Below are 17,643 nucleotides of genomic sequence, written 5' to 3'. Positions count from 1 at the left end.
CGTTGTGCCCCTGCCAGGGCGTGATCCCCCCTGCCGCGGCGCCTGCGGTGGCATTGGCGACCGGGCCTCGTGCCCGGCGGCCGGCTGGGCACGGAGGGGCGGGGCGGGAAGCCGGGGTAAGCGCGGGTTGTCGGCGGCTGTCGTCACGGAACACCGGGCTCCGGGGCGGGTGGGTTGTCAGCGACTGCGACGGTCAGCCATGCGGCGCCCCGCAGCTCTGCGAGCGCCGGTCAGCGCCGGCGGAGCCGGAAGCCGATGAAGGCCAGGCCGATCCCCATGAGCGCCAGCCCGGTGCCGAGCGGCAGCACCCGCAGCATCCGTCCGGAGTGCTGGGCGACCGTCTGCCCGGTGCTCTCGCCGGTCGCGCTCGGGTCGTCCGGACCGGTCGCCGAGGTGACGGGCTCGTCCGGTTCCGCGGCACCGCTCTCTGCCGGACGGGGCGACTGCTCGGCCTCCCCGAGGTCGCGACCCGTCCGGGAGGGGTCCGGCTTCGGGGAACCGTGGGGTTCCGGTGGCCTGGAGATGCCGGCGCCGGGCGAGGGAGGGGCGGCGGGACGGTCCGGGCGGCGCGCCTCGGCCGGTGCGCTCGGGTCTCGCAGACCAGGCCGTTCCGGGATTCCCGGCGGCACCTCGGGGCGGGCCGCCGGGCCCGGACCCCGGCCCGGCCGCGCCCGCCCTTCCCCGGCGAGACGCCCGGCGAAGGGCCCGTCCGGGTCCCTGCTCCGCTGCCATTCGGCGACTCGTTCGTCGAGCTCGGCGAGCAGTGGAGCCGGGAGTCCGATCACGGGAAGCGCCGGCTGCGGGCCGGACCAGAGGTCGGGGGTCCGTCCGATGGAGTGATCCCTGGACCAGGTGTCGGGCGCCCGGCCCGAAGTGTGGGCGGACCGGTCCTCAAGAGCGAACGCCGCAGGTGCCGGCAGCAGCACGGCCCCCGCAAGGAGGCCGATGGCGAAACGTAGGCGGAGCGCTGGAGCCACGGCTGTGACCCCCTCCCGTGCCGAGCCGTGAAGTGACCGTGTTCAGCGTCACACGACCGGAAGAATCTGGCATCTCGGGCATTTGATGCAATTCACCGCCATGGTGCGGCCGTCCGCCCGCTGTTCCGGAGCCGCGCAGCCGGTGCCACCGCCGCCGGTCGACCTCTTCAGACGGTCAGCAGGATCTTCCCGATGTGGCCGCTCCCCTCCAGCACTCGGTGGGCTTCGGCCGCATCGCGCATCGGCAGGGCCCGGTCCACCACCGGGCGGACCCGCCCGTTGGCGATCAACGGCCAGACGTGCTCACGCACCGCCGCGACGATCGCGGCCTTCTCCGAGAGCGGGCGCCCGCGCAGCGACGTCGCCGTGACCGCCCCCCGCTTGGCCAGCAGCGCACCGAGGTCCAGCTCTCCCTTGCGGCCGCCCTGCATGCCGATGATCGCGAGGCGGCCGCTGACCGCGAGCGCCTTCACGTTCCGGCTCAGATATTTGGCGCCCACGATGTCGAGGATGACATCGGCCCCCTTGCCATCGGTGGCCTTCCGGAGCTCCTCCACGAAGTCCTGCTCGCGGTAGTCGATCAGGATGTCGGCACCCAGCTCCCGGCAGCGCTCGAGCTTCTCCGCGCTGCCCGCCGTCACCGCGACACGCGCGCCGATGGCCTTGGCCAGCTGGATCGCCATCGTGCCGATGCCGCTGGAGCCGCCGTGGATCAGCAGGGTGTCCCCGGGGCGCAGGTGGGCGACCATGAAGACGTTGGACCAGACGGTGCAGACGGCCTCCGGCAGAGCCGCGGCCGTCACCAGGTCGACGCCCTCGGGCACCGGCAGCAGCTGGCCCGACGGGACCACGACCTGCTCCGCGTACCCGCCGCCCGCCAGCAGCGCACACACCTCGTCGCCCACGGCCCACCCGGACACGTTGGGCCCCAGGGCGGTGATCCGCCCGGAGCACTCCAGGCCGGGGTACGGGGAGGAGCCGGGCGGCGGATCGTAGAAGCCCTGCCGCTGCAGCAGATCGGCGCGATTGACCGCGCCGGCCGCGACCTCGACCAGGACTTCTCCCTCGCCGGGGACGGGTTCCGGGACCTCGGCCCACACCAGGGCCTCGGGTCCGCCGGGTTCGGGGATGGTGATCGCGTTCATTGACATGGCCGCGAGGCTACTCCGCCCCCGTACGGCACGACGATCACGCGGCCCGGAACAGCGGCCGGCGCCGTGCCGCGGCGCCGGCCGGTCCGTCAGCGCGCCGTTCGCGGACGGACGGTCGCCGTACGGTACTGCCATCCGCTCGCCCCTGACCGGTTCACCGGAAGCCGTCCCCGGCCGCAGTTGCGGCCGCGTCGAACCGGTCGGGCCAGGGCAGTTCGAGGATCTCCGCATCCGCTCCCGCTTCGGCTCCGCCCGGCGGTACGACGGCAAGCCCGTCAGCGGCGGCGATGCCCCGCAGCATGGCCGGACCGGTGAAGTGCAGCGGCCTGGCGGCCTCGCCGTCGAGGGCGACCGGGACGAGGCGGGTGTCGTGAGGATGGCCCTGCACATCGGTGGCGAACGGCAGTGTGACGGCGTACGGGTTCGGGCCGCGGCCGGACAGCGTCCGCAGCAACGGTTCTGCAAGCGTGAGCAGGCCGGAGACGGCCGCGAGCGGATTGCCGGGAAGCCCCACCAGGTGCCGTTCCGGGGCGATTCGGGCGAGCAGCATCGGGTGCCCCGGGCGCACGGCGACGCCGTCGACCAGCAGCGTGGCACCGACCCGGCGCAGCACCGGATGGACGTGGTCGACGGGTCCGGCGGCGGTGCCACCGGTCGTGACGAGGAGGTCGGCGGTGGAGTCGGCGACGGCCCGGTGCAGGAGGCCGGCGTCGTCGCCGAGCCGACGGGTGGACACCACATCCGCCCCGAGCGCCCGCAGCCAGGGGCCGAGCATCGGTCCGAGCGCGTCCCGGATACGGCCTTCGCGGGGAAGTCCGCTGCTCAGCAGCTCGTCGCCGAGGATGAGGACCTCGACCCGGGGGCGGGTGACGGTCGGCAGTTCGTCGTAGCCGGCGGCGGCCGCGAGGCCGAGGACGGCAGGGGTGACGAGCGTCCCGCCGGGCAGCAGCCGGTCGCCGCGGCGGCACTCCTGGCCACGGGGACGGATGTCCTGGCCAGGGGCGATGTTCCGGCCGGGGGCGATGTGCAGGCGCTCACCGGGGGAGCCGGCCCGCCCTCGGGTCTCGCCGTGCTCGGTACGCAGCACCGCGGTGGTTCCGGCGGGTACGGGAGCACCGGTGGCGATGCGGACGGCGTGCCCGTCGGGCAGCGCCGCGGGACCGTCCTGACCGGCGAGAATGCCAGCGTCACCGGAGTCGTCGACCGTCCAGGGGCCGGGGCCGGCGAGGGCCCAGCCGTCCATCGCGGAGGTGTCGAAGGAGGGCAGATCGGTCAGCGCTGGAACCGGCTCGGCGAGGATGCGTCCCAGCGAGTCGTCCAGCCCCAGGACCGCCGTCGGCAGCGGACCGTTCGCGGCACGGGCGGCACGTTCCCTGGCATGGGGCCATGGAGTCGCCCCGTGACGGGCACGGCCACCGGATGACTGACGACCGCTCATCCGGCCGACGCCACGGGCAGCATCGGCTCCACGGCCCGCGTCCGTGTCCGGAGCCGTGCCGGAACCCCGAGCAGCATCGGATCCGCGAGCAGCGCCGGAACCTCGAGAAGCGCCGGACCCCTGGGCTGCGCCGGAACCTCGGGCAACGTCCGAGCCGTCACGTGCAGAGGAAGTCCCGGCAAGGACGTCGGCCCAGGAGGAGAGACCGGAGTCGGAGGGGAGGTCCGGATCGGGATCAGGGCGGGAAGAGAGGTCGGGGCCGGGATTGCAGGACCGGTCCGAACCGGGACCGTACCCGGTGGCTGCGACGGTTTCGGCACCAGCAAGACCATCGGGCCCCGGGCCTCGCCCCTGGTCACGGTGGCTGTCCGTTTCGGACGGACAGCCGGTTCCGGGCGGTGACACCGGCCCCGAGCCCTGCCCACGTCCGCCGAGAGGCCTGCCGGCGAAAGACCTGCCGTCGAGAGCCCTACTCTCGAAACCGCTGCTGTCGAGAAGGCTGCCGTCCAGAGGCCTGCCCTCCCGGACCTGGCCGGCACGCGTGACCGGCACGGAGGCCGCGGCGCGCTCCGGCCGCGAGTGCTCCGGCCCGGCGAATCGTTCCGGCACGCCGAGGATGTCCGCCACGGACGGCCACACGTCGTCCTCGGACGGCGAGTGCCCGGCCGCCCCCGGGCCCTGAGCGCGCGCGCCGGAACAGGAGGCGGGCCCCCCGGCGCCCTCGGACGCGGGGGCGGCCGCCCCGGGGGCCCACTCACCGGTAGGAAGTTCCTCGTACGCCTCGAACCCAACCGCCGATTCGCGCGTGTCCGGCTCCGCCCGCACGCTGTCCGGTCCATCGGGGCACCCGGAAGCGGCCTGTCCCGGCGCCGCGCCGGCCACCGGCGAACCGTGCAGTTCCCCCGTGCAGCAGCACGGGCAATGCCCCTGGGCGGTCGCCGTGGTGCGCCCGCCGGGACGAGGCGCGGCAGGGTCGACGGAGTCGGTCGAGCGCCGTCCCGTGAGTGGCCGACGCCCCTCGTTCGCGATGGCCAGGGCCTCGTCCACCGCCTGGTCGACGTCCCTCCCGGCTACCGTCGGCCGGGACCTCCCGTCCGCCACCGACCGGGCTTTCCGGCCCGGTCCGGTGGCCTCGGGGCCGGAGACGTCATTCCGCTGGGCGTTCCGATGTGCCTCGCTCCCCCTGGCGACCGTCCCCTCGTTGTCCCCGCAGCCGGGTGCGGAGCGGTGGGCACGCCCGTGCCGGACATCCCCGCCGGCGCGGCCGTCACCGAGAACACGGCCGTCGCCGGAAGACAGAGCGTCGCGGTCCGCGTCCCGGTCGGTGTCGTAGTCCGTCTCACGGTTCGTCATCGGTCCGCGCCCTGCCTCGTCATCCGTCGGTCTTTCCACCGTCGGCCGGTCCCTCGTCGGACTCCGCCGCCCAGCGCGCGGCGAGTGCCGCCGCCCGGCGCGCGGCTTCGGCCACCTCGGCCGGAGTGCCACCCGCCCGGCCCGCCGCGTACCCCACCAGAAAGGTGGTGAGGGGCGCCGCCGGCCGGGTCACGCCGTGCGCGGCATCGCGGGCGAGGTCCAGCAGAACGCCGGTGTCGACGTCCAGCTCGATCCCGAGTTCGTCCTTGACTGCGGCCATCCATTCGTCCAGCACGTTTCCATGCTCCCTGATGCGGGCGCGGGCGGACGCAAGATCCTCCCAGGTGTCGCAGTCGAAGGACGCCGCGGGGACGGGCCCGGATATGCGCCGGAGGGTGAGTTCGGCGCTGAGCAGGCGCAGCGGCAGATGGGCGAGGCCGCCGTGCTCGGCGGCGAGCAGGGAGAGTTCACGGCGCAGTGGCTCGGTTCGGTAGGCGGCGACCAGCGGCTGATCCCTGCCATCGGAATCGACGAGCAGCACCCCGTCGGCCGGCTCGTTTCCCGCGGTGCCGTCGGCCTCACCTGCCCTGGCCGTGGCCGGGTCCCACGCCGCCCGGGAGGTGTCGGCCGCCTCGGCCCGGGCCGCGCCGCCGGCCCGGGTATCCCGATCCGCGCCTGCCCGGTCCATGGTGGCCCGGTCCGCCGTGGCCCGGTCCGCGGTGGCCCGGTCCGCGGTGGCCCGGTCGGCATCCGGGCCGGCGTCCCGCCGTGCCGCGGGGGCCGGGCCGGGCCCGGGCTTCTCCCCGTCCAGCGCTCCGATCAGCGCCCGCACCGTCTCGGCCGACAGAAACGGCAGATCCGCCGAGAGGGCGAGTACCACCGGCTCCGTGACGTGGGCGAGGCCGGCGGCGAGCGCCGCCAGCGGGCCGCCGCCGGGTGGCTCCTCGCGCGCCCAGCGCACCGGACGCGCGGTCGGTCGCCGGGAACCGACGACAACGGTCGTGGTGGCGTCGGCGCACGCCCCGAGCACGCGGTCCAGGAGAGGGCGCCCGCCCACGCGGAGGCCCGGTTTGTCCGCCCCACCCATTCGCTTCGCGGCGCCACCGGCCAGCACCACCGCGTCGTACCCCTGCGCAGTCATGCATCGAGTATCCCGGGCGGGTGGGACGTCGCGGCAGCCTCATGGCTCCCCGCCCGCATGGGCGCGCGCCCCACTCCTGGAAGGTCGGCCCTGTCCCCGGCGCCGGCCGCCGGGGACAGGCGACGTCACACGGTGCGCAGCAGCACCGCCGGCTGCTCGACGCAGTCGGCGACGTACCGGAGGAAACCCCCGGCGGTGCCCCCGTCGCATACCCGGTGGTCGAAGGTGAGCGACAGCTGAACGACCTGCCGCACCGCCAACTCGCCCCGGTGGACCCACGGCTTCGGCACGATGCGCCCCACGCCCAGCATCGCCGCTTCGGGGTGGTTGATGATCGGCGTCGAACCGTCCACGCCGAAGACGCCGTAGTTGTTGAGCGTGAACGTACCGCCGGTCAGGTCGGCCGGTGTCAGCGTGCCCGCCCGCGCCTTCTCCGTGAGCCGGGCGAATTCCTCGGACAGGGAGGCCGCGTTCCGGGTGTGCGCGTCCCGGACGACGGGCACGACCAGGCCCCGGTCCGTCTGCGCCGCGAATCCGATGTGGACGCCGGGGAGCCGGACGACCTCGCGGGCCTCCATGTCCACCGTGGAGTTCAGTTCGGGGTAGCGGGCGAGTGCGGCCGTGCAGATCCGGGCCAGCAGCGCGAGCAGCGACACCTTCGGCTCACCGGCGGCGTTCATGGCGGACCGGGCCGCCATGAGTTCGGTGGCGTCGGCGTCCACCCAGCATGTCGCCTCGGGGATCTCCCGCCGGCTCCGCGACAGCTTGTCCGCCACGGCTCCGCGCATCCCGCGCAGCGGGATGCGTTCCGCCACCGGTGCCCCGCCGGTGGCCGGCTGCCTGCCCACCTCGGGCCTGCCCCGATCGGTGGCGGTCGCCTCTCCGGAAGCGTAGGGAGCCGTGTCGCTCGGCGCCGGCCGGGCGGGCGGCTCGGTGAGCGTCCGCGCGGCGCTCTCGACGTCGGCCCGCAGGATGAGCCCCTCGGGCCCGCTGCCCCGCACCTCGCGGAGATCGATCCCGTTCTCCCTGGCCAGCCGCCGGACGAGAGGCGAGATCACGGCAACCGGTCCGGAGCCGCCGGCTGCCATGGCTCCGGAGGTGGCGCCTGTCGTGGCACGGCCGTCCGCCGGAACGCTCACGTCCTGCGGCGGGGCCGCGCGGACGGCGGCTCCCCCTCGCGGTCCGTCGGCCGCGGGCGCGGAAGGCGGGGAGAAACCGCCCGCGGGACGAACCCTGCGCCGACGGGCCACCGGCGCACCGGTGCCGTAGCCGACGAGCACATTGCCCGAGCCCTCGGCCCCGCCCGCGTCGGCCCTGCCGTCGACACCGCCCGCGGACCCGACGCCCGGCGCGACCGAGTCCGCGCCGGCCGAGGACGGGGTGGTTCCCGGTACCGAGGTGCCGGGCTCGGGACCACCGGGGGCGCCCGCATCCGCGCCGACCGCGACCGTCAGCAGCGGTGCCCCGACCGGCAGCTCCGTGCCCTCCTCGCCGTAGCGTGCGGTGACCACGCCCCCGTAGGGACAGGGCACCTCCACCATGGCCTTCGCCGTCTCCACCTCGACCACCGGCTGGTCGACGGCGACGACGTCGCCGACCTGCACCAGCCAGCGGATGATCTCGGCCTCGGTCAGGCCCTCGCCGAGATCGGGCAGCTTGAACTCCCGCACCACGGCCATCAGCTCCGCACCTCCCCCGGTGTCCACTCCGACTCCCACTGCAGCCGGGCGACCGCGTCCAGGATGCGGTCGACCCCGGGCAGATGATGGCGTTCGAGCATCGGCGGCGGATACGGGATGTCGAAGCCCGCGACCCTGAGCACCGGGGCCTCCAGGTGGTGGAAGCACCGCTCCGTCACCCGCGCGGCGATCTCCCCTCCGGGACCGCCGAACCCGCTGGACTCGTGGACCACGACGGCCCGCCCTGTCCGGCGGACGGACGCGCACACCGTCGCGTCGTCGAACGGCACCAGACTCCGCAGGTCGAGAACTTCCAGATCCCAGCCTTCGGCGCGGGCGGCCTCGGCGGCCTCCAGGCACACCGGCACGGACGGCCCGTAGCTGATGAGCGTCGCGCTGCGGCCCGTCCGACGGACCGCGGCGCGACCGATCGGGCCGACCGTTTCGGGCTCGTCCGGCGACCAGTCGGCCTTCGACCAGTACAGCCGCTTGGGTTCCAGGAAGACGACGGGATCGTCGGAGGCGATGGCGGCTCGCAGCAGGCCGTACGCGTCCGCCACCGTCGCCGGGGTGACGACGTGCAGGCCCGGGGTGGCCATGTAGTAGGCCTCGGACGAGTCGCTGTGGTGCTCGACGCCGCCGATCCCGCCGCCGTACGGCACCCGCACCGTGATCGGCATCGGCATCGCGCCCCGCGTCCGGTTGCGCATCCGTGCGACATGGCTGATGAGCTGCTCGAACGCCGGGTACGCGAAGGCGTCGAACTGCATCTCCACAACGGGCCGCAGACCGTACATCGCCATGCCGACCGCCGTGCCCAGGATTCCCGCCTCGGCCAGCGGTGTGTCCGTGCAGCGGTCGTCGCCGAACTCCCGGGCGAGGCCGTCGGTGATCCGGAAGACGCCGCCGAGCGTGCCGACGTCCTCCCCGAGGACGTGCACGGACGGGTCCTCGGCCAGGGAATCCCGCAGGGCGCGGCCCAGGGCCTGGGCCATGGTGGCGGGTTTGCGCACCGGGGCGGCGGGCCCGGCGGCGGCTGGTGCGGTGGTCACTTCCCGCTCTCTCCCTCGTGGTCGGCGGCGTCGAGCTCGGCGCGCAGCTGAGCGGCCTGTTCACGCAGCTGCTCCGTCTGCTCGGCGTACACGTGGCCGAACAGGTCCATCGGGTCCAGGGCCGGGTCCTGGTTCATCCGCTCCCGCAGGTCGGCCGCCATCTCCTCGGCGGACTCGCGGACCACCCGGGCCTCCTTGTCGTCCAGCAGGTGCCGGTCCCGCATCTCGCGCTCCAGCAGAGTTATCGGGTCGTGTTCCCGCCACTCCTCGACCTCGTCGTCCGGCCGGTAGCGGGTGGCGTCGTCGGCGTTGGTGTGGGCTTCCATGCGGTAGGTGACGGCTTCCACGAGCGTCGGACCGTCGCCCGCGCGGGCACGGCGGACGGCCTCGCCGAGCACCTCGTGGACCGCGACCGCGTCGTTCCCGTCGACGAGCCGGCCCGGCATGCCGTACCCCACCGCCTTGTGGGCCAGGGAGGGCGCGGCGGTCTGCTTGGCGAGCGGCACGGAGATCGCGAAGCCGTTGTTCTGGACGAGGAAGACGACGGGGGCGCGCCAGACGGCGGCGAAGTTCAGCGCTTCGTGGAAGTCGCCCTCGCTGGTGCCGCCGTCGCCGACCATGGCGAGCGCGACCACGTCGTCCCCCTTGAGCCGGGCGGCGTGCGCCAGGCCCACGGCGTGCGGGAGCTGGGTGGCGAGCGGTGTGCACAGCGGCGCGACGCGGTGCTCCCTCGGGTCGTACCCGGTGTGCCAGTCGCCGCGGAGCAGGGTGAGCGCCTGTACGGGGTCGAGCCCGCGGGCCACGGCGGCGAGGGTGTCGCGGTAGCTGGGGAAGAGCCAGTCCCGGTCCTCCAGCACGAGGGCGGCGGCGACCTGGCAGGCCTCCTGGCCGGTGCTGGAGGGATACACGGCCAGCCGCCCCTGCCGGGTGAGGGCGGTGGCCTGCGTGTTGTAGCGGCGGCCGCGGACCAGCTCGGCGTGGAGCCGCTTCAGCAGGGCGGGGTCGGTGTCCCGCCCCGCGGGGGTACCCAGCAGGCGGTACGGCTCCTGGTCGGGAAGGAGCGGCGCCGGGTCGGTGCGGGGCCGCCAGGCGGGCGGCGGGGCCGGGTGGTACGACCCGGGCTGTTCGAGGACCGTCATTCGAGCACCTCCTGGGACTCGCCCCTGGGCTTCGGCGTGGGGGCCTGGGGCCTGCTGGCCGGGGCGACGGGCAGGGCTTAGCGCGACGCGGTGTGGCACGTCTCACCTACCGATTGTTCGGTCGACGGCACATTTTGGCTACATGCGGCCTCAGCCTGTGGACAAACGGTTTTCCACAGCCTGAGATGAAGGCAGGACGTCCACCGTGGGGAGGCATAGGCGGATGGCAACTGAACGGATGGCCGACGAGAGCCGGATGCCGCCCCCGCGCCCGCTGGACGCGATCGACCGCGCGATCCTCCGGATGCTCCGCACCGACGGGCGCGCCTCGATACGCTCCGTGGCCGAGCGGGTGCACATCTCGCGGGCCAACGCGTACGCGCGCATCAACCGGCTCATCGAGGACGGCGTGATCCAGGGCTTCGGGGCCCGGGTCGACATGGAACGGGCAGGCCAGGGCGCCGCCGCGTACATCACGCTGAAGATCGTGCAGAACTCCTGGCGCACGGTCCGCGAGCAGCTCGAGGAGCTGCCGGGCGCCGCGCACATCGCCCTGGTCAGCGGCGATTTCGACGTCCTGCTGCTGGTGCACACCGAGGACAACCGCGCGCTCCGGGAACTCGTCCTGACCCGGATCCAGTCGATCCCCGAGGTGCTGAGCACGCGCACGCTGCTGGTGTTCGAGGAGACGGACCTCTGGCCGGAGGATCCGGCCGAGGCCTGAACCGCGGCAGGGACGGAACCGGCCCGGGACGGCGCGGGGGAAGCCCGGAGCGCCGCCGGGGTCATCGGCCCGCCGGCACCTGACCGGAGCGTCACCCCCGGAGGAAGGCCGACGCCCAGAAGAAGGGTCTACGAAGAGGCGGACGTCCGCAGGCCCGCGAAGGCCATCCGCACCACTGTTTCGGCCACGTCCTCGCCGTCCGCGTGGCCGCTGCCGTGCGGCCGGTACCACTCGACGATCGAGTTGATCATGCCGAACAGGAGCCGGGTGGCGAGCCGCAGGTCCACGTCGTCGCGCAGGTCGCCCTCCGCCGCGGCCTGCTTCAGCAGCTCCGCGACCTGCTGGTCGAACTCGCGGCGGCGCTCCATGGCCCACCGTTCGGTGTCGGTGTTGCCGCGCACCCGCAGCAGCAGGGTGACGTACGGCAGCTCGGCCATCAGCACCTCCGCGGTCCGCCGCGTCACGTGCTCGAGACGGTCGATGGCCCGGCCCTCGCACGTCCCCGGCTCCCGCAGGATCGCGAAGAGCCCGTCGAGGGCGCGGCGTATCGCCAGTCGCAGCAGTTCCTCCTTGCCGCGGACATGGTGGTAGATGGACGACTTGGAGATCCCCGCCGCACGGGAGAGGTGCTCCATGGAGGTGCCGTCGTAGCCCCGCTCGTTGAACACCTCGACGGCGACCGCGAGCAGCGATTCGGGCGTATAGGTGTCGCGCTTGGCCATGGTCATGATGAGAACAGCTTTCCTTCGGCCGTCGCACGACGGAGCAAGGGCTGGGACGGGACGTAGCGGCCAGTAGGGTACGCGTCGTCGAGGCCCCACAGGACCCTGCGCACCCAGCCGGCGCCGAGCTCGTCGGCCCACTCCAGCGGGCCGCGCGGGTAGTTGACGCCCAGCCGCATCGCGGTGTCGACGTCCTCCGCGCCGGCGACGCCCCGGGCGACCGCCTCGGTGGCGAAGTCGGCGAGCATCGCGACGGTGCGCGCGACGATCATTCCGGGGACGTCGTCGATCACGCTGACCTGCTTGCCGAGCGCCTGGAACAGGCCGATCGCGTCGCTGAGGGCCTCGGGGGAGACGAGGTCGGAGGGGGCGAGGGCGATCCGGGTCGCGGTGCGGTAGTCCAGCGCGAGATCGAAGCGGATGTGGGTGCCGGACAGATCGGTGGTGGCGGCCGAGCCGTCGGTGAGTGTGAGCCGCGTGCCGCCGGGCAGCGCGATGAACCCCTCCGACACGAAGGAGGTGCGGTCGCGGGTGACCTCGATGCCCGCCTCGGCGATCAGCTCGGCCAGGACCGCGGCGGGCCCGAGGTCGCCGTGCACACCGACCGTGGCCGGTGCCTTGCGGGGCTCCGCGGTGTGCGGCTCCGGCCTGGACTCCCCCTCGCCGTACGGGTACCAGCCGCGGCCCGACTTCCGGCCGTGCAGACCCGATTCGACGAGCCGGCGCTGAGCGAGCGAGGGCGTGAACCGCGGGTCGTGGAAGCAGGACTCCCAGACGGACCGCGTGACGGCCTCGTTGACGTCCTGGCCGATGAGGTCGGTCAGCTCGAACGGGCCCATCCGGAAGCCGCCGGACTCCCGCAGGACGGCGTCGATGGTGGCCGGGTCGGCCGCCCGCTCCTCGTACAGCCGGAAGGCCTCGGCGTAGAACGGCCGGGCGACGCGGTTGACGATGAAACCGGGGGTGTCGGCGCAGCGGACGGGCGTCTTCCCCCAGGCCGCCGCCGTGTCGTGGGCACACCTCGCGGCGGCTTCGTCGGTGGCGAACCCGCTCACCACCTCCACCAGCGGAAGGAGCGGCGCCGGATTGAAGAAGTGCAGCCCGACCAGGCGCCCGGGGCGGGAGAGCGCCCCGCCGACCGCGGTGACGGACAGCGAGGAGGTGTTGGTGGCGAGCAGGCAGTCCTCGGAGACCACGGATTCAAGGGCCGTGAAGAGCTGCTGCTTGGCACCCAGCTCCTCGAGGATCGCCTCGACGACGAGCCGGGCGTCCGCGAGCCCGCCGAGTTCGGTGACCGCGCCGAGCCGGCCGCGGGCGGCGTCCCGCTCCTCCGCGGTGAGCCTGCCCTTCTCCACGAGCCGGTCGAGACGCACCGCGATGGCGTCGACCGCCGTCCCGGCCCGGCCGGGCGCCACGTCGTAGAGCCGCACCGGGTGCCCGGCCAGCAGCGCGACCTGGGCGATCCCCTGGCCCATGGTGCCGGTGCCGACGACGGCGACGGTGCCGGTGCGGTCGATTGCGGTCATGGTGAAGATCCTCCCCGACGAGTTGTCCACAGGACCCGAGGCCCCCTTGTCCCGACCGATCGTTCGGTTACAGTATCTCCCGGGGGGAGCCCCCGGGCCCCTCGCACTCCGGATACTCGATTCCCAGCCCGGCTCAACGAGGAGTTGGTCAGCCATGGCCGCCGATCTCACCGCTCTCCAGCTGATCGAGAAGCACCGCTCGACCCTCGACCAGGCGCTGGAAGCCATCCGCACCCGCGCGTACTGGTCTCCCCACCCGGAGCACCCGAAGGCGTACGGCGAATCCGCGGCCGACGACGGCCTGGCCGCCTTCGAGGCACTGCGCGGCAAGCGCCTCGACCTCGGCCAGCCGGGGACGGACGCCTGGGTGGGCGACGAGGTCTCGCCGTACGGGCCGGAGCTCGGCGTGGAGTATCCGCACCCGGATGTCGACGTGCTGCTGCCGGCCATGCGGGCGGCCATGCCGGGGTGGCGGGAGGCCGGGCCCGAGACCCGCGCGATGGTGTGCCTGGAGATCCTGTCCAGGATCAGCGCCCGGACCCATGAGTTCGCCCAGGCGGTCATGCACACCAGTGGCCAGGCGTTCATGATGGCGTTCCAGGCGGGCGGGCCGCACGCCCAGGACCGCGGTATGGAGGCGGTGGCGTACGCGTACGTGGAGCAGGTGCGCACCCCGGAGGCCGCGGACTGGTCCAAGCCCCAGGGGAAGCGGGACCCGCTGAACCTGCGCAAGGCGTTCACCGCCGTGCCGCGCGGCATCTCCCTGCTGATCGGCTGCAACACCTTCCCCACCTGGAACGGCTACCCGGGCCTGTTCGCCTCCCTGGCCACCGGGAACGCCGTGCTGGTCAAGCCGCACCCGCGGGCGGTCCTGCCGCTGGCGCTGACGGTGGCGGTCGCGCGCGAGGTGCTGTCCGAGGCCGGGTTCGACCCGAACCTGGTGGCGCTGGCCGCCGAGCGGCCCGGCGAGGGGCTGGCCAAGACCCTGGCCGTGCGGCCCGAGGTCCGCATCATCGACTACACCGGCTCGACCGCCTTCGGCGACTGGCTGGAGGCAAACGCCCGGCAGGCGCAGGTGTACACGGAGAAGGCCGGCGTCAACACGGTGATCGTCGACTCGACCGACGACTACAAGGGCATGCTGGGCAACCTCGCCTTCTCGCTGTCCCTCTACAGCGGCCAGATGTGCACCACTCCGCAGAACCTCCTCGTCCCGCGCGACGGCATCACCACGGACGCCGGCCACAAGTCGTACGACGAGTTCGTCAGCGACCTGGCGGGCGCGGTGAGCGGCCTGCTGGGCGACGACGCCCGGGCGAACGCCCTGCTGGGCGCCATCGTCAACCCCCAGGTGCGGGAGCGTCTGGAGTCCGCCGCCGGGCACGGCGAGGTCGCCCTGGAGTCCCGGAAGGTGGCGCACCCGGACTTCCCCGGAGCCACGGTCCGTACGCCCGTGATCGTGAAGGCGGACGGGGCGCGGAAGGTCTGGGAGGGGGCGGAGCCGGACGCCGCCTATCTGTCGGAGTGCTTCGGACCGGTGTCGTTCGCGGTGGCGGTCGACTCCTCGCCGGACGCGGTGGAGCTGCTGCGCCGCACCGTCCGGGAGAAGGGCGCCATGACGGTCGGCGCGTACACGACCTCCCCGGAGGTCGAGCAGTTGATCGAGGAGGCCTGTCTGGAGGAGTGCGCCCAGCTGTCGCTGAATCTGACCGGCGGCGTGTACGTCAACCAGACCGCGGCGTTCTCGGACTTCCACGGCTCGGGCGGCAACCCGGCGGCGAACTCCGTGCTCTGTGACGGGGCATTCGTCGCGAACCGCTTCCGCACGGTCGAGGTCCGCCGCCCGGCGTAGTGCGCGCTCCCCCGGCGCCGCGGATCCCTCCGGCGCCGGGGGAGGGGCAGGGGGCTACGGGTTCTCGATACGGGCGTGGCGGCTGATCCAGGCGTGCATGGCGACGGCGGCCGCCGCGCCCGCATTGATCGACCGGGTGGAGCCGAACTGCGCGATCGAGCACACCATGGCCGCGTGCCGGCGGGCCTCCTCGGTCAGCCCCGGGCCCTCCTGGCCGAACAGCAGCACACAGCGGCGGGGCAGCTCCGTGGTCTCCAGGGGAACGGAGCCGGGGAGGTTGTCGATACCGATGATCGGCAGCCCCTCGGCCGCCGCCCAGGCGGTGAGCTCCGCGGTGTCGGGGTGGTGGCGGACGTGCTGGTAGCGGTCGGTGACCATGGCGCCGCGCCGGTTCCAGCGCCGCCGCCCCACGATGTGGATCTCCTTCGCGAGGAAGGCGTTGGCGGTGCGCACCACGGAGCCGATGTTGAAGTCGTGCCCCCAGTTCTCCACGCCGACGTGGAAGTCGTGGCGGCGGGTGTCGAGGTCGGCGACGATCGCCTCACGCGTCCAGTAGCGGTAGCGGTCGACGACGTTGCGCCGGTCACCGTGCGCGAGCAGCTCGGGGTCGTAGCGGTCGCCCTCCGGCCACGGCAGGGGGTGCGGGCCGACGCCGACCTCGGCGGGTCCGTAGCCGTCGTCGTACTGAACGGTCTCGATGCTGTCGCTGCTCACCCGATGAGGGTACGGTCCGGCCGCCTGCCGTCGCTTCCGACGGCCTCCCCTGCCGAGCGGGCGGGGCGGAGCTCCCGGAGCCGGGCGGCCCGGCCCCCGACCCACCGGAGGAAACCGGTCGGCAGGAAGACCGCGTCCGCGGCGATCATGGCGAGCGAGAAGAAGGGCAGGCCGAGCGCGAAGGCGATGGCCAGGTGCTCGGCCATCATCAGCACGAGCAGGACGTTCTTGACCCCGCGGTTGAAAAGGGTGAACGGGAAGGCGACCTGGACGATCACCGTGCCGTAGGTGATGAGCATGACCAGCACCCCGCTGCCGGCGAGGACATCGGACAGCTCGGGCCAGGGCGAGAAGTAGTTCAGGTGCATCGGGTAGTAGAGGGCGGTGCCGTCCTGCCAGCGCGTGCCCTGGACCTTGTACCAGCCGGCGGTCGCGTAGATCAGACAGACCTCGGCCATGATCACCAACAGGGCGCCGTTGTGGACGAGGTTGGTGATGGCCTCCAGGACGGTGGCCGCCTCACGGCTCACGGTCCGCTCCGGCCGCACCTCCCGGGGCGATCTCCCCGCGGCCGCCCCCGCGCCCGCTGCGCCCGCCTGCTGCATCGTCGTCTGCTCGGCCGGTGCGGGTTCCGTCAGTGCGGCACCGGCAGACGCAGCCAGAGCTGGTGCCGTCCGTGCGAGTGGCGCGGCGGCCGGTCCGCGCTGCCCCGGCACACTCGGTGCGCTCGTGTCCCCGGGCCTCGGCCGGCCGGCGCCTGAGACGCGGCGGCGCACCGCTCCGTACACGCCCTGCGCGGCCCAGAGGCCCCAGTAGACCGCCTGCCAGCCCGCGCTGAGCCGGTCCAGTGCGGTGGCGAGGAGGAGAACGGCGCCGAGCACGGCCCAGAGAACGATCCCGCCCCGGTCCCGGCCGCAGTCCCTCGTCCGCGCGCGACGCCGGGCGTCCAGGGACCACACCTGGCCGCAGCGGGTGAGCACGAGGTAGATCGCCATGAGGTGGATGACGTTGTCGCCGCCGTCGCCGACGAAGATGTTGCGGTTCTGCAGGGACAGCACCCCGGTCATGAACAGCACCGATGTGGCACGGGTGCGCCAGCCGAGCAGCAGCAGCGCGGCGGCGGCGATGGCGAAGAAGTAGACGGCTTCGAACCAGAGCCTGCCGTCGGACCAGATCAGCGCGGTGAGGGCACCGTTCTCGTCGATCAGCCGACGTGCCATGTCCCAGTTCCACGGTCCGTCGGGCCCGTACAGCTCATGACGGTGCGGCCACTCGCGGAGCAGGAAGGCCAGCCAGGTGAAGGAGAAGCCGATCCGGATCACTGCGGTCTGGTACGGCCCGAGGGCGCTGCCGGTGACGCGGGCGATGCCCTGGGCGAGCGCCCGTTCGGCGCGGCGCGGGACGGAGATCGGGGTCATCGGTGGCCGGCCCCTTCCGGAACGTCCTTCGGGGAGACCGTCCACCAGGGCATGACCCGGTGGACGGTCTTGGTGTCGACCTTCTCGTCACTCCACGGCGGCGGGGCGATCGGGGTGGTGGCGGACCTCAGCTGGATCCGCTGGACCTTGCCTCCGGACTCCTCGGGGCCGAACCGGAGCATCACGATGCGGCGCATGTACTGCTCGGACAGCTGTCCGCGCAGACCGTTGGGCCGGTTCTCGGTGTCGTGCGAACCGATGAGCAGGTCCCAGGCGCGGCGCAGTTCGTTCTGCTCGGTGTGGCTGGGGAGGAGCCGGTGGTGGATCGCCGCACCGTCCTGGGCGGACAGATCGGTCCACTTCGTGGTCGCGGTGCCGCCCTCGGCCGTGCGTATCTCGGCACGGGCCTGGACGGCGATGTTCTGCTGGAGCGGGTTCGGGGCGAACAGCTTCCAGTTCTGTTCGAACTCCGGATAGATGTAGTCGTCGATCGTCGTCGCGTGCTGCTTGGTGATCGTGTTGGCGGGAGCGAGGTGCAGGAAGACCATCCCGAGATGCACTGCGGCGGCGACCACGACCACGGCGAACGCCACCGCGATCACTATGCGCGAGGGCAGCGAGAGCGCGGCGACGCCGCCCGGCACCGCCGTCCCCTCCTCGTGACGCTCCATTCCGCCCCTCCCGAGTCCGGATCTCCGTGGAACGGTACTCAGAGCGCCCCTTCCGGCACAGCGTCTCGCGGTTATCCACAGCCTTG

The 17,643-nt window shown here is 73.4% G+C and carries 14 protein-coding genes; 2 read left to right on the top strand and 12 right to left on the bottom strand.

What is annotated here, in order from left to right; translation table 11 throughout:
* Positions 1-230: 230 nt before the first annotated feature.
* The 7 genes from AC3EQ1_RS01345 to pdhA all read right to left on the bottom strand — a co-directional run bounded on the left by AC3EQ1_RS01345 (position 231) and on the right by pdhA (position 9,930).
* A complete protein-coding gene (locus tag AC3EQ1_RS01345; RefSeq protein WP_432092350.1) occupies positions 231-977 on the bottom strand; it encodes a hypothetical protein in 747 nt (248 codons plus the stop codon).
* Between the two features lie 167 nt (positions 978-1,144).
* Entirely contained in the window at positions 1,145-2,122 is a 978-nt protein-coding gene (locus tag AC3EQ1_RS01340) for an NAD(P)H-quinone oxidoreductase (protein WP_432092388.1), read from the bottom strand.
* Between the two features lie 160 nt (positions 2,123-2,282).
* A complete protein-coding gene (locus tag AC3EQ1_RS01335; protein ID WP_432092349.1) occupies positions 2,283-3,971 on the bottom strand; it encodes a molybdopterin molybdotransferase MoeA in 1,689 nt (562 codons plus the stop codon).
* A gap of 967 nt (positions 3,972-4,938) precedes the next feature.
* Positions 4,939-6,060 carry an NTP transferase domain-containing protein gene (locus tag AC3EQ1_RS01330; protein ID WP_432092348.1) on the bottom strand — a complete coding sequence of 374 codons (1,122 nt, stop codon included), beginning with the start codon at positions 6,058-6,060 and terminating at the stop codon, positions 4,939-4,941.
* A 125-nt stretch (positions 6,061-6,185) separates the two neighbouring features.
* Positions 6,186-7,739: a dihydrolipoamide acetyltransferase family protein gene (locus tag AC3EQ1_RS01325; RefSeq protein WP_432092387.1), complete on the bottom strand. Its 1,554-nt coding sequence runs from the start codon at positions 7,737-7,739 to the stop codon at positions 6,186-6,188.
* The gene (locus AC3EQ1_RS01320; protein WP_432092386.1) at positions 7,739-8,734 is read right to left on the bottom strand and encodes an alpha-ketoacid dehydrogenase subunit beta; all 996 of its coding nucleotides are present in this window, start codon (positions 8,732-8,734) and stop codon (positions 7,739-7,741) included. Before AC3EQ1_RS01320 ends, AC3EQ1_RS01325 begins: the two co-directional genes overlap by 1 nt.
* Positions 8,735-8,787: 53 nt before the next feature.
* Positions 8,788-9,930 (bottom strand): pyruvate dehydrogenase (acetyl-transferring) E1 component subunit alpha, encoded by a 1,143-nt coding sequence (gene pdhA, locus AC3EQ1_RS01315; RefSeq protein ID WP_432092347.1) that lies wholly within the window; start codon positions 9,928-9,930, stop codon positions 8,788-8,790.
* Positions 9,931-10,153: 223 nt separating this feature from the next.
* Between pdhA and AC3EQ1_RS01310 the strand changes: the two genes are divergently transcribed.
* Positions 10,154-10,654, top strand: coding sequence for an Lrp/AsnC family transcriptional regulator (locus tag AC3EQ1_RS01310; RefSeq protein WP_351506619.1), 501 nt, complete (start codon positions 10,154-10,156; stop codon positions 10,652-10,654).
* Between the two features lie 128 nt (positions 10,655-10,782).
* Here the strand turns inward: AC3EQ1_RS01310 and AC3EQ1_RS01305 are convergent, their stop codons facing one another.
* Both AC3EQ1_RS01305 and AC3EQ1_RS01300 read right to left on the bottom strand, forming a co-directional pair.
* Positions 10,783-11,382 carry a TetR/AcrR family transcriptional regulator gene (locus tag AC3EQ1_RS01305; protein ID WP_432092346.1) on the bottom strand — a complete coding sequence of 200 codons (600 nt, stop codon included), beginning with the start codon at positions 11,380-11,382 and terminating at the stop codon, positions 10,783-10,785.
* The gene (locus AC3EQ1_RS01300; RefSeq protein WP_432092345.1) at positions 11,379-12,902 is read right to left on the bottom strand and encodes a 3-hydroxyacyl-CoA dehydrogenase; all 1,524 of its coding nucleotides are present in this window, start codon (positions 12,900-12,902) and stop codon (positions 11,379-11,381) included. Before AC3EQ1_RS01300 ends, AC3EQ1_RS01305 begins: the two co-directional genes overlap by 4 nt.
* Positions 12,903-13,056: 154 nt before the next feature.
* Between AC3EQ1_RS01300 and paaN the strand changes: the two genes are divergently transcribed.
* Positions 13,057-14,754 (top strand): phenylacetic acid degradation protein PaaN, encoded by a 1,698-nt coding sequence (gene paaN, locus AC3EQ1_RS01295; protein ID WP_432092344.1) that lies wholly within the window; start codon positions 13,057-13,059, stop codon positions 14,752-14,754.
* Between the two features lie 54 nt (positions 14,755-14,808).
* On the opposite strand, the gene AC3EQ1_RS01290 is transcribed toward paaN, so the two are convergent.
* Genes AC3EQ1_RS01290 through AC3EQ1_RS01280 form a run of 3 tightly spaced genes read right to left on the bottom strand, consistent with a single transcriptional unit; the run spans position 14,809 to position 17,557 of the window.
* Positions 14,809-15,468: a TrmH family RNA methyltransferase gene (locus tag AC3EQ1_RS01290; protein WP_432092343.1), complete on the bottom strand. Its 660-nt coding sequence runs from the start codon at positions 15,466-15,468 to the stop codon at positions 14,809-14,811.
* Positions 15,465-16,886: an HTTM domain-containing protein gene (locus AC3EQ1_RS01285; protein ID WP_432092342.1), complete on the bottom strand. Its 1,422-nt coding sequence runs from the start codon at positions 16,884-16,886 to the stop codon at positions 15,465-15,467. The genes AC3EQ1_RS01290 and AC3EQ1_RS01285 overlap by 4 nt, the downstream gene beginning before the upstream one ends.
* A complete protein-coding gene (locus AC3EQ1_RS01280) occupies positions 16,883-17,557 on the bottom strand; it encodes a DUF5819 family protein (protein WP_432092341.1) in 675 nt (224 codons plus the stop codon). The genes AC3EQ1_RS01285 and AC3EQ1_RS01280 overlap by 4 nt, the downstream gene beginning before the upstream one ends.
* Between the last annotated feature and the right edge of the window lie 86 nt (positions 17,558-17,643).

This window comes from Streptomyces sp. bgisy100 (assembly GCF_057709105.1).
The sequence above is the reverse complement of the archived record's forward strand: the minus strand, read 5'-3'. Positions and strand labels throughout refer to the sequence as shown.

What these genes read in the sequence shown, in the direction of transcription:
- paaN (WP_432092344.1), top strand. Translation starts at nt 13,057, where the DNA reads ATGGCCGCCGATCTCACCGCTCTCCAGCTGATCGAGAAGCACCGCTCG.
- AC3EQ1_RS01325 (WP_432092387.1), bottom strand. Translation starts at nt 7,739, where the DNA reads ATGGCCGTGGTGCGGGAGTTCAAGCTGCCCGATCTCGGCGAGGGCCTG.
- AC3EQ1_RS01340 (WP_432092388.1), bottom strand. Translation starts at nt 2,122, where the DNA reads ATGAACGCGATCACCATCCCCGAACCCGGCGGACCCGAGGCCCTGGTG.
- AC3EQ1_RS01320 (WP_432092386.1), bottom strand. Translation starts at nt 8,734, where the DNA reads ATGGCCCAGGCCCTGGGCCGCGCCCTGCGGGATTCCCTGGCCGAGGAC.
- pdhA (WP_432092347.1), bottom strand. Translation starts at nt 9,930, where the DNA reads ATGACGGTCCTCGAACAGCCCGGGTCGTACCACCCGGCCCCGCCGCCC.
- AC3EQ1_RS01310 (WP_351506619.1), top strand. Translation starts at nt 10,154, where the DNA reads ATGGCAACTGAACGGATGGCCGACGAGAGCCGGATGCCGCCCCCGCGC.
- AC3EQ1_RS01305 (WP_432092346.1), bottom strand. Translation starts at nt 11,382, where the DNA reads ATGACCATGGCCAAGCGCGACACCTATACGCCCGAATCGCTGCTCGCG.
- AC3EQ1_RS01300 (WP_432092345.1), bottom strand. Translation starts at nt 12,902, where the DNA reads ATGACCGCAATCGACCGCACCGGCACCGTCGCCGTCGTCGGCACCGGC.
- AC3EQ1_RS01330 (WP_432092348.1), bottom strand. Translation starts at nt 6,060, where the DNA reads ATGACTGCGCAGGGGTACGACGCGGTGGTGCTGGCCGGTGGCGCCGCG.
- AC3EQ1_RS01280 (WP_432092341.1), bottom strand. Translation starts at nt 17,557, where the DNA reads ATGGAGCGTCACGAGGAGGGGACGGCGGTGCCGGGCGGCGTCGCCGCG.
- AC3EQ1_RS01285 (WP_432092342.1), bottom strand. Translation starts at nt 16,886, where the DNA reads ATGACCCCGATCTCCGTCCCGCGCCGCGCCGAACGGGCGCTCGCCCAG.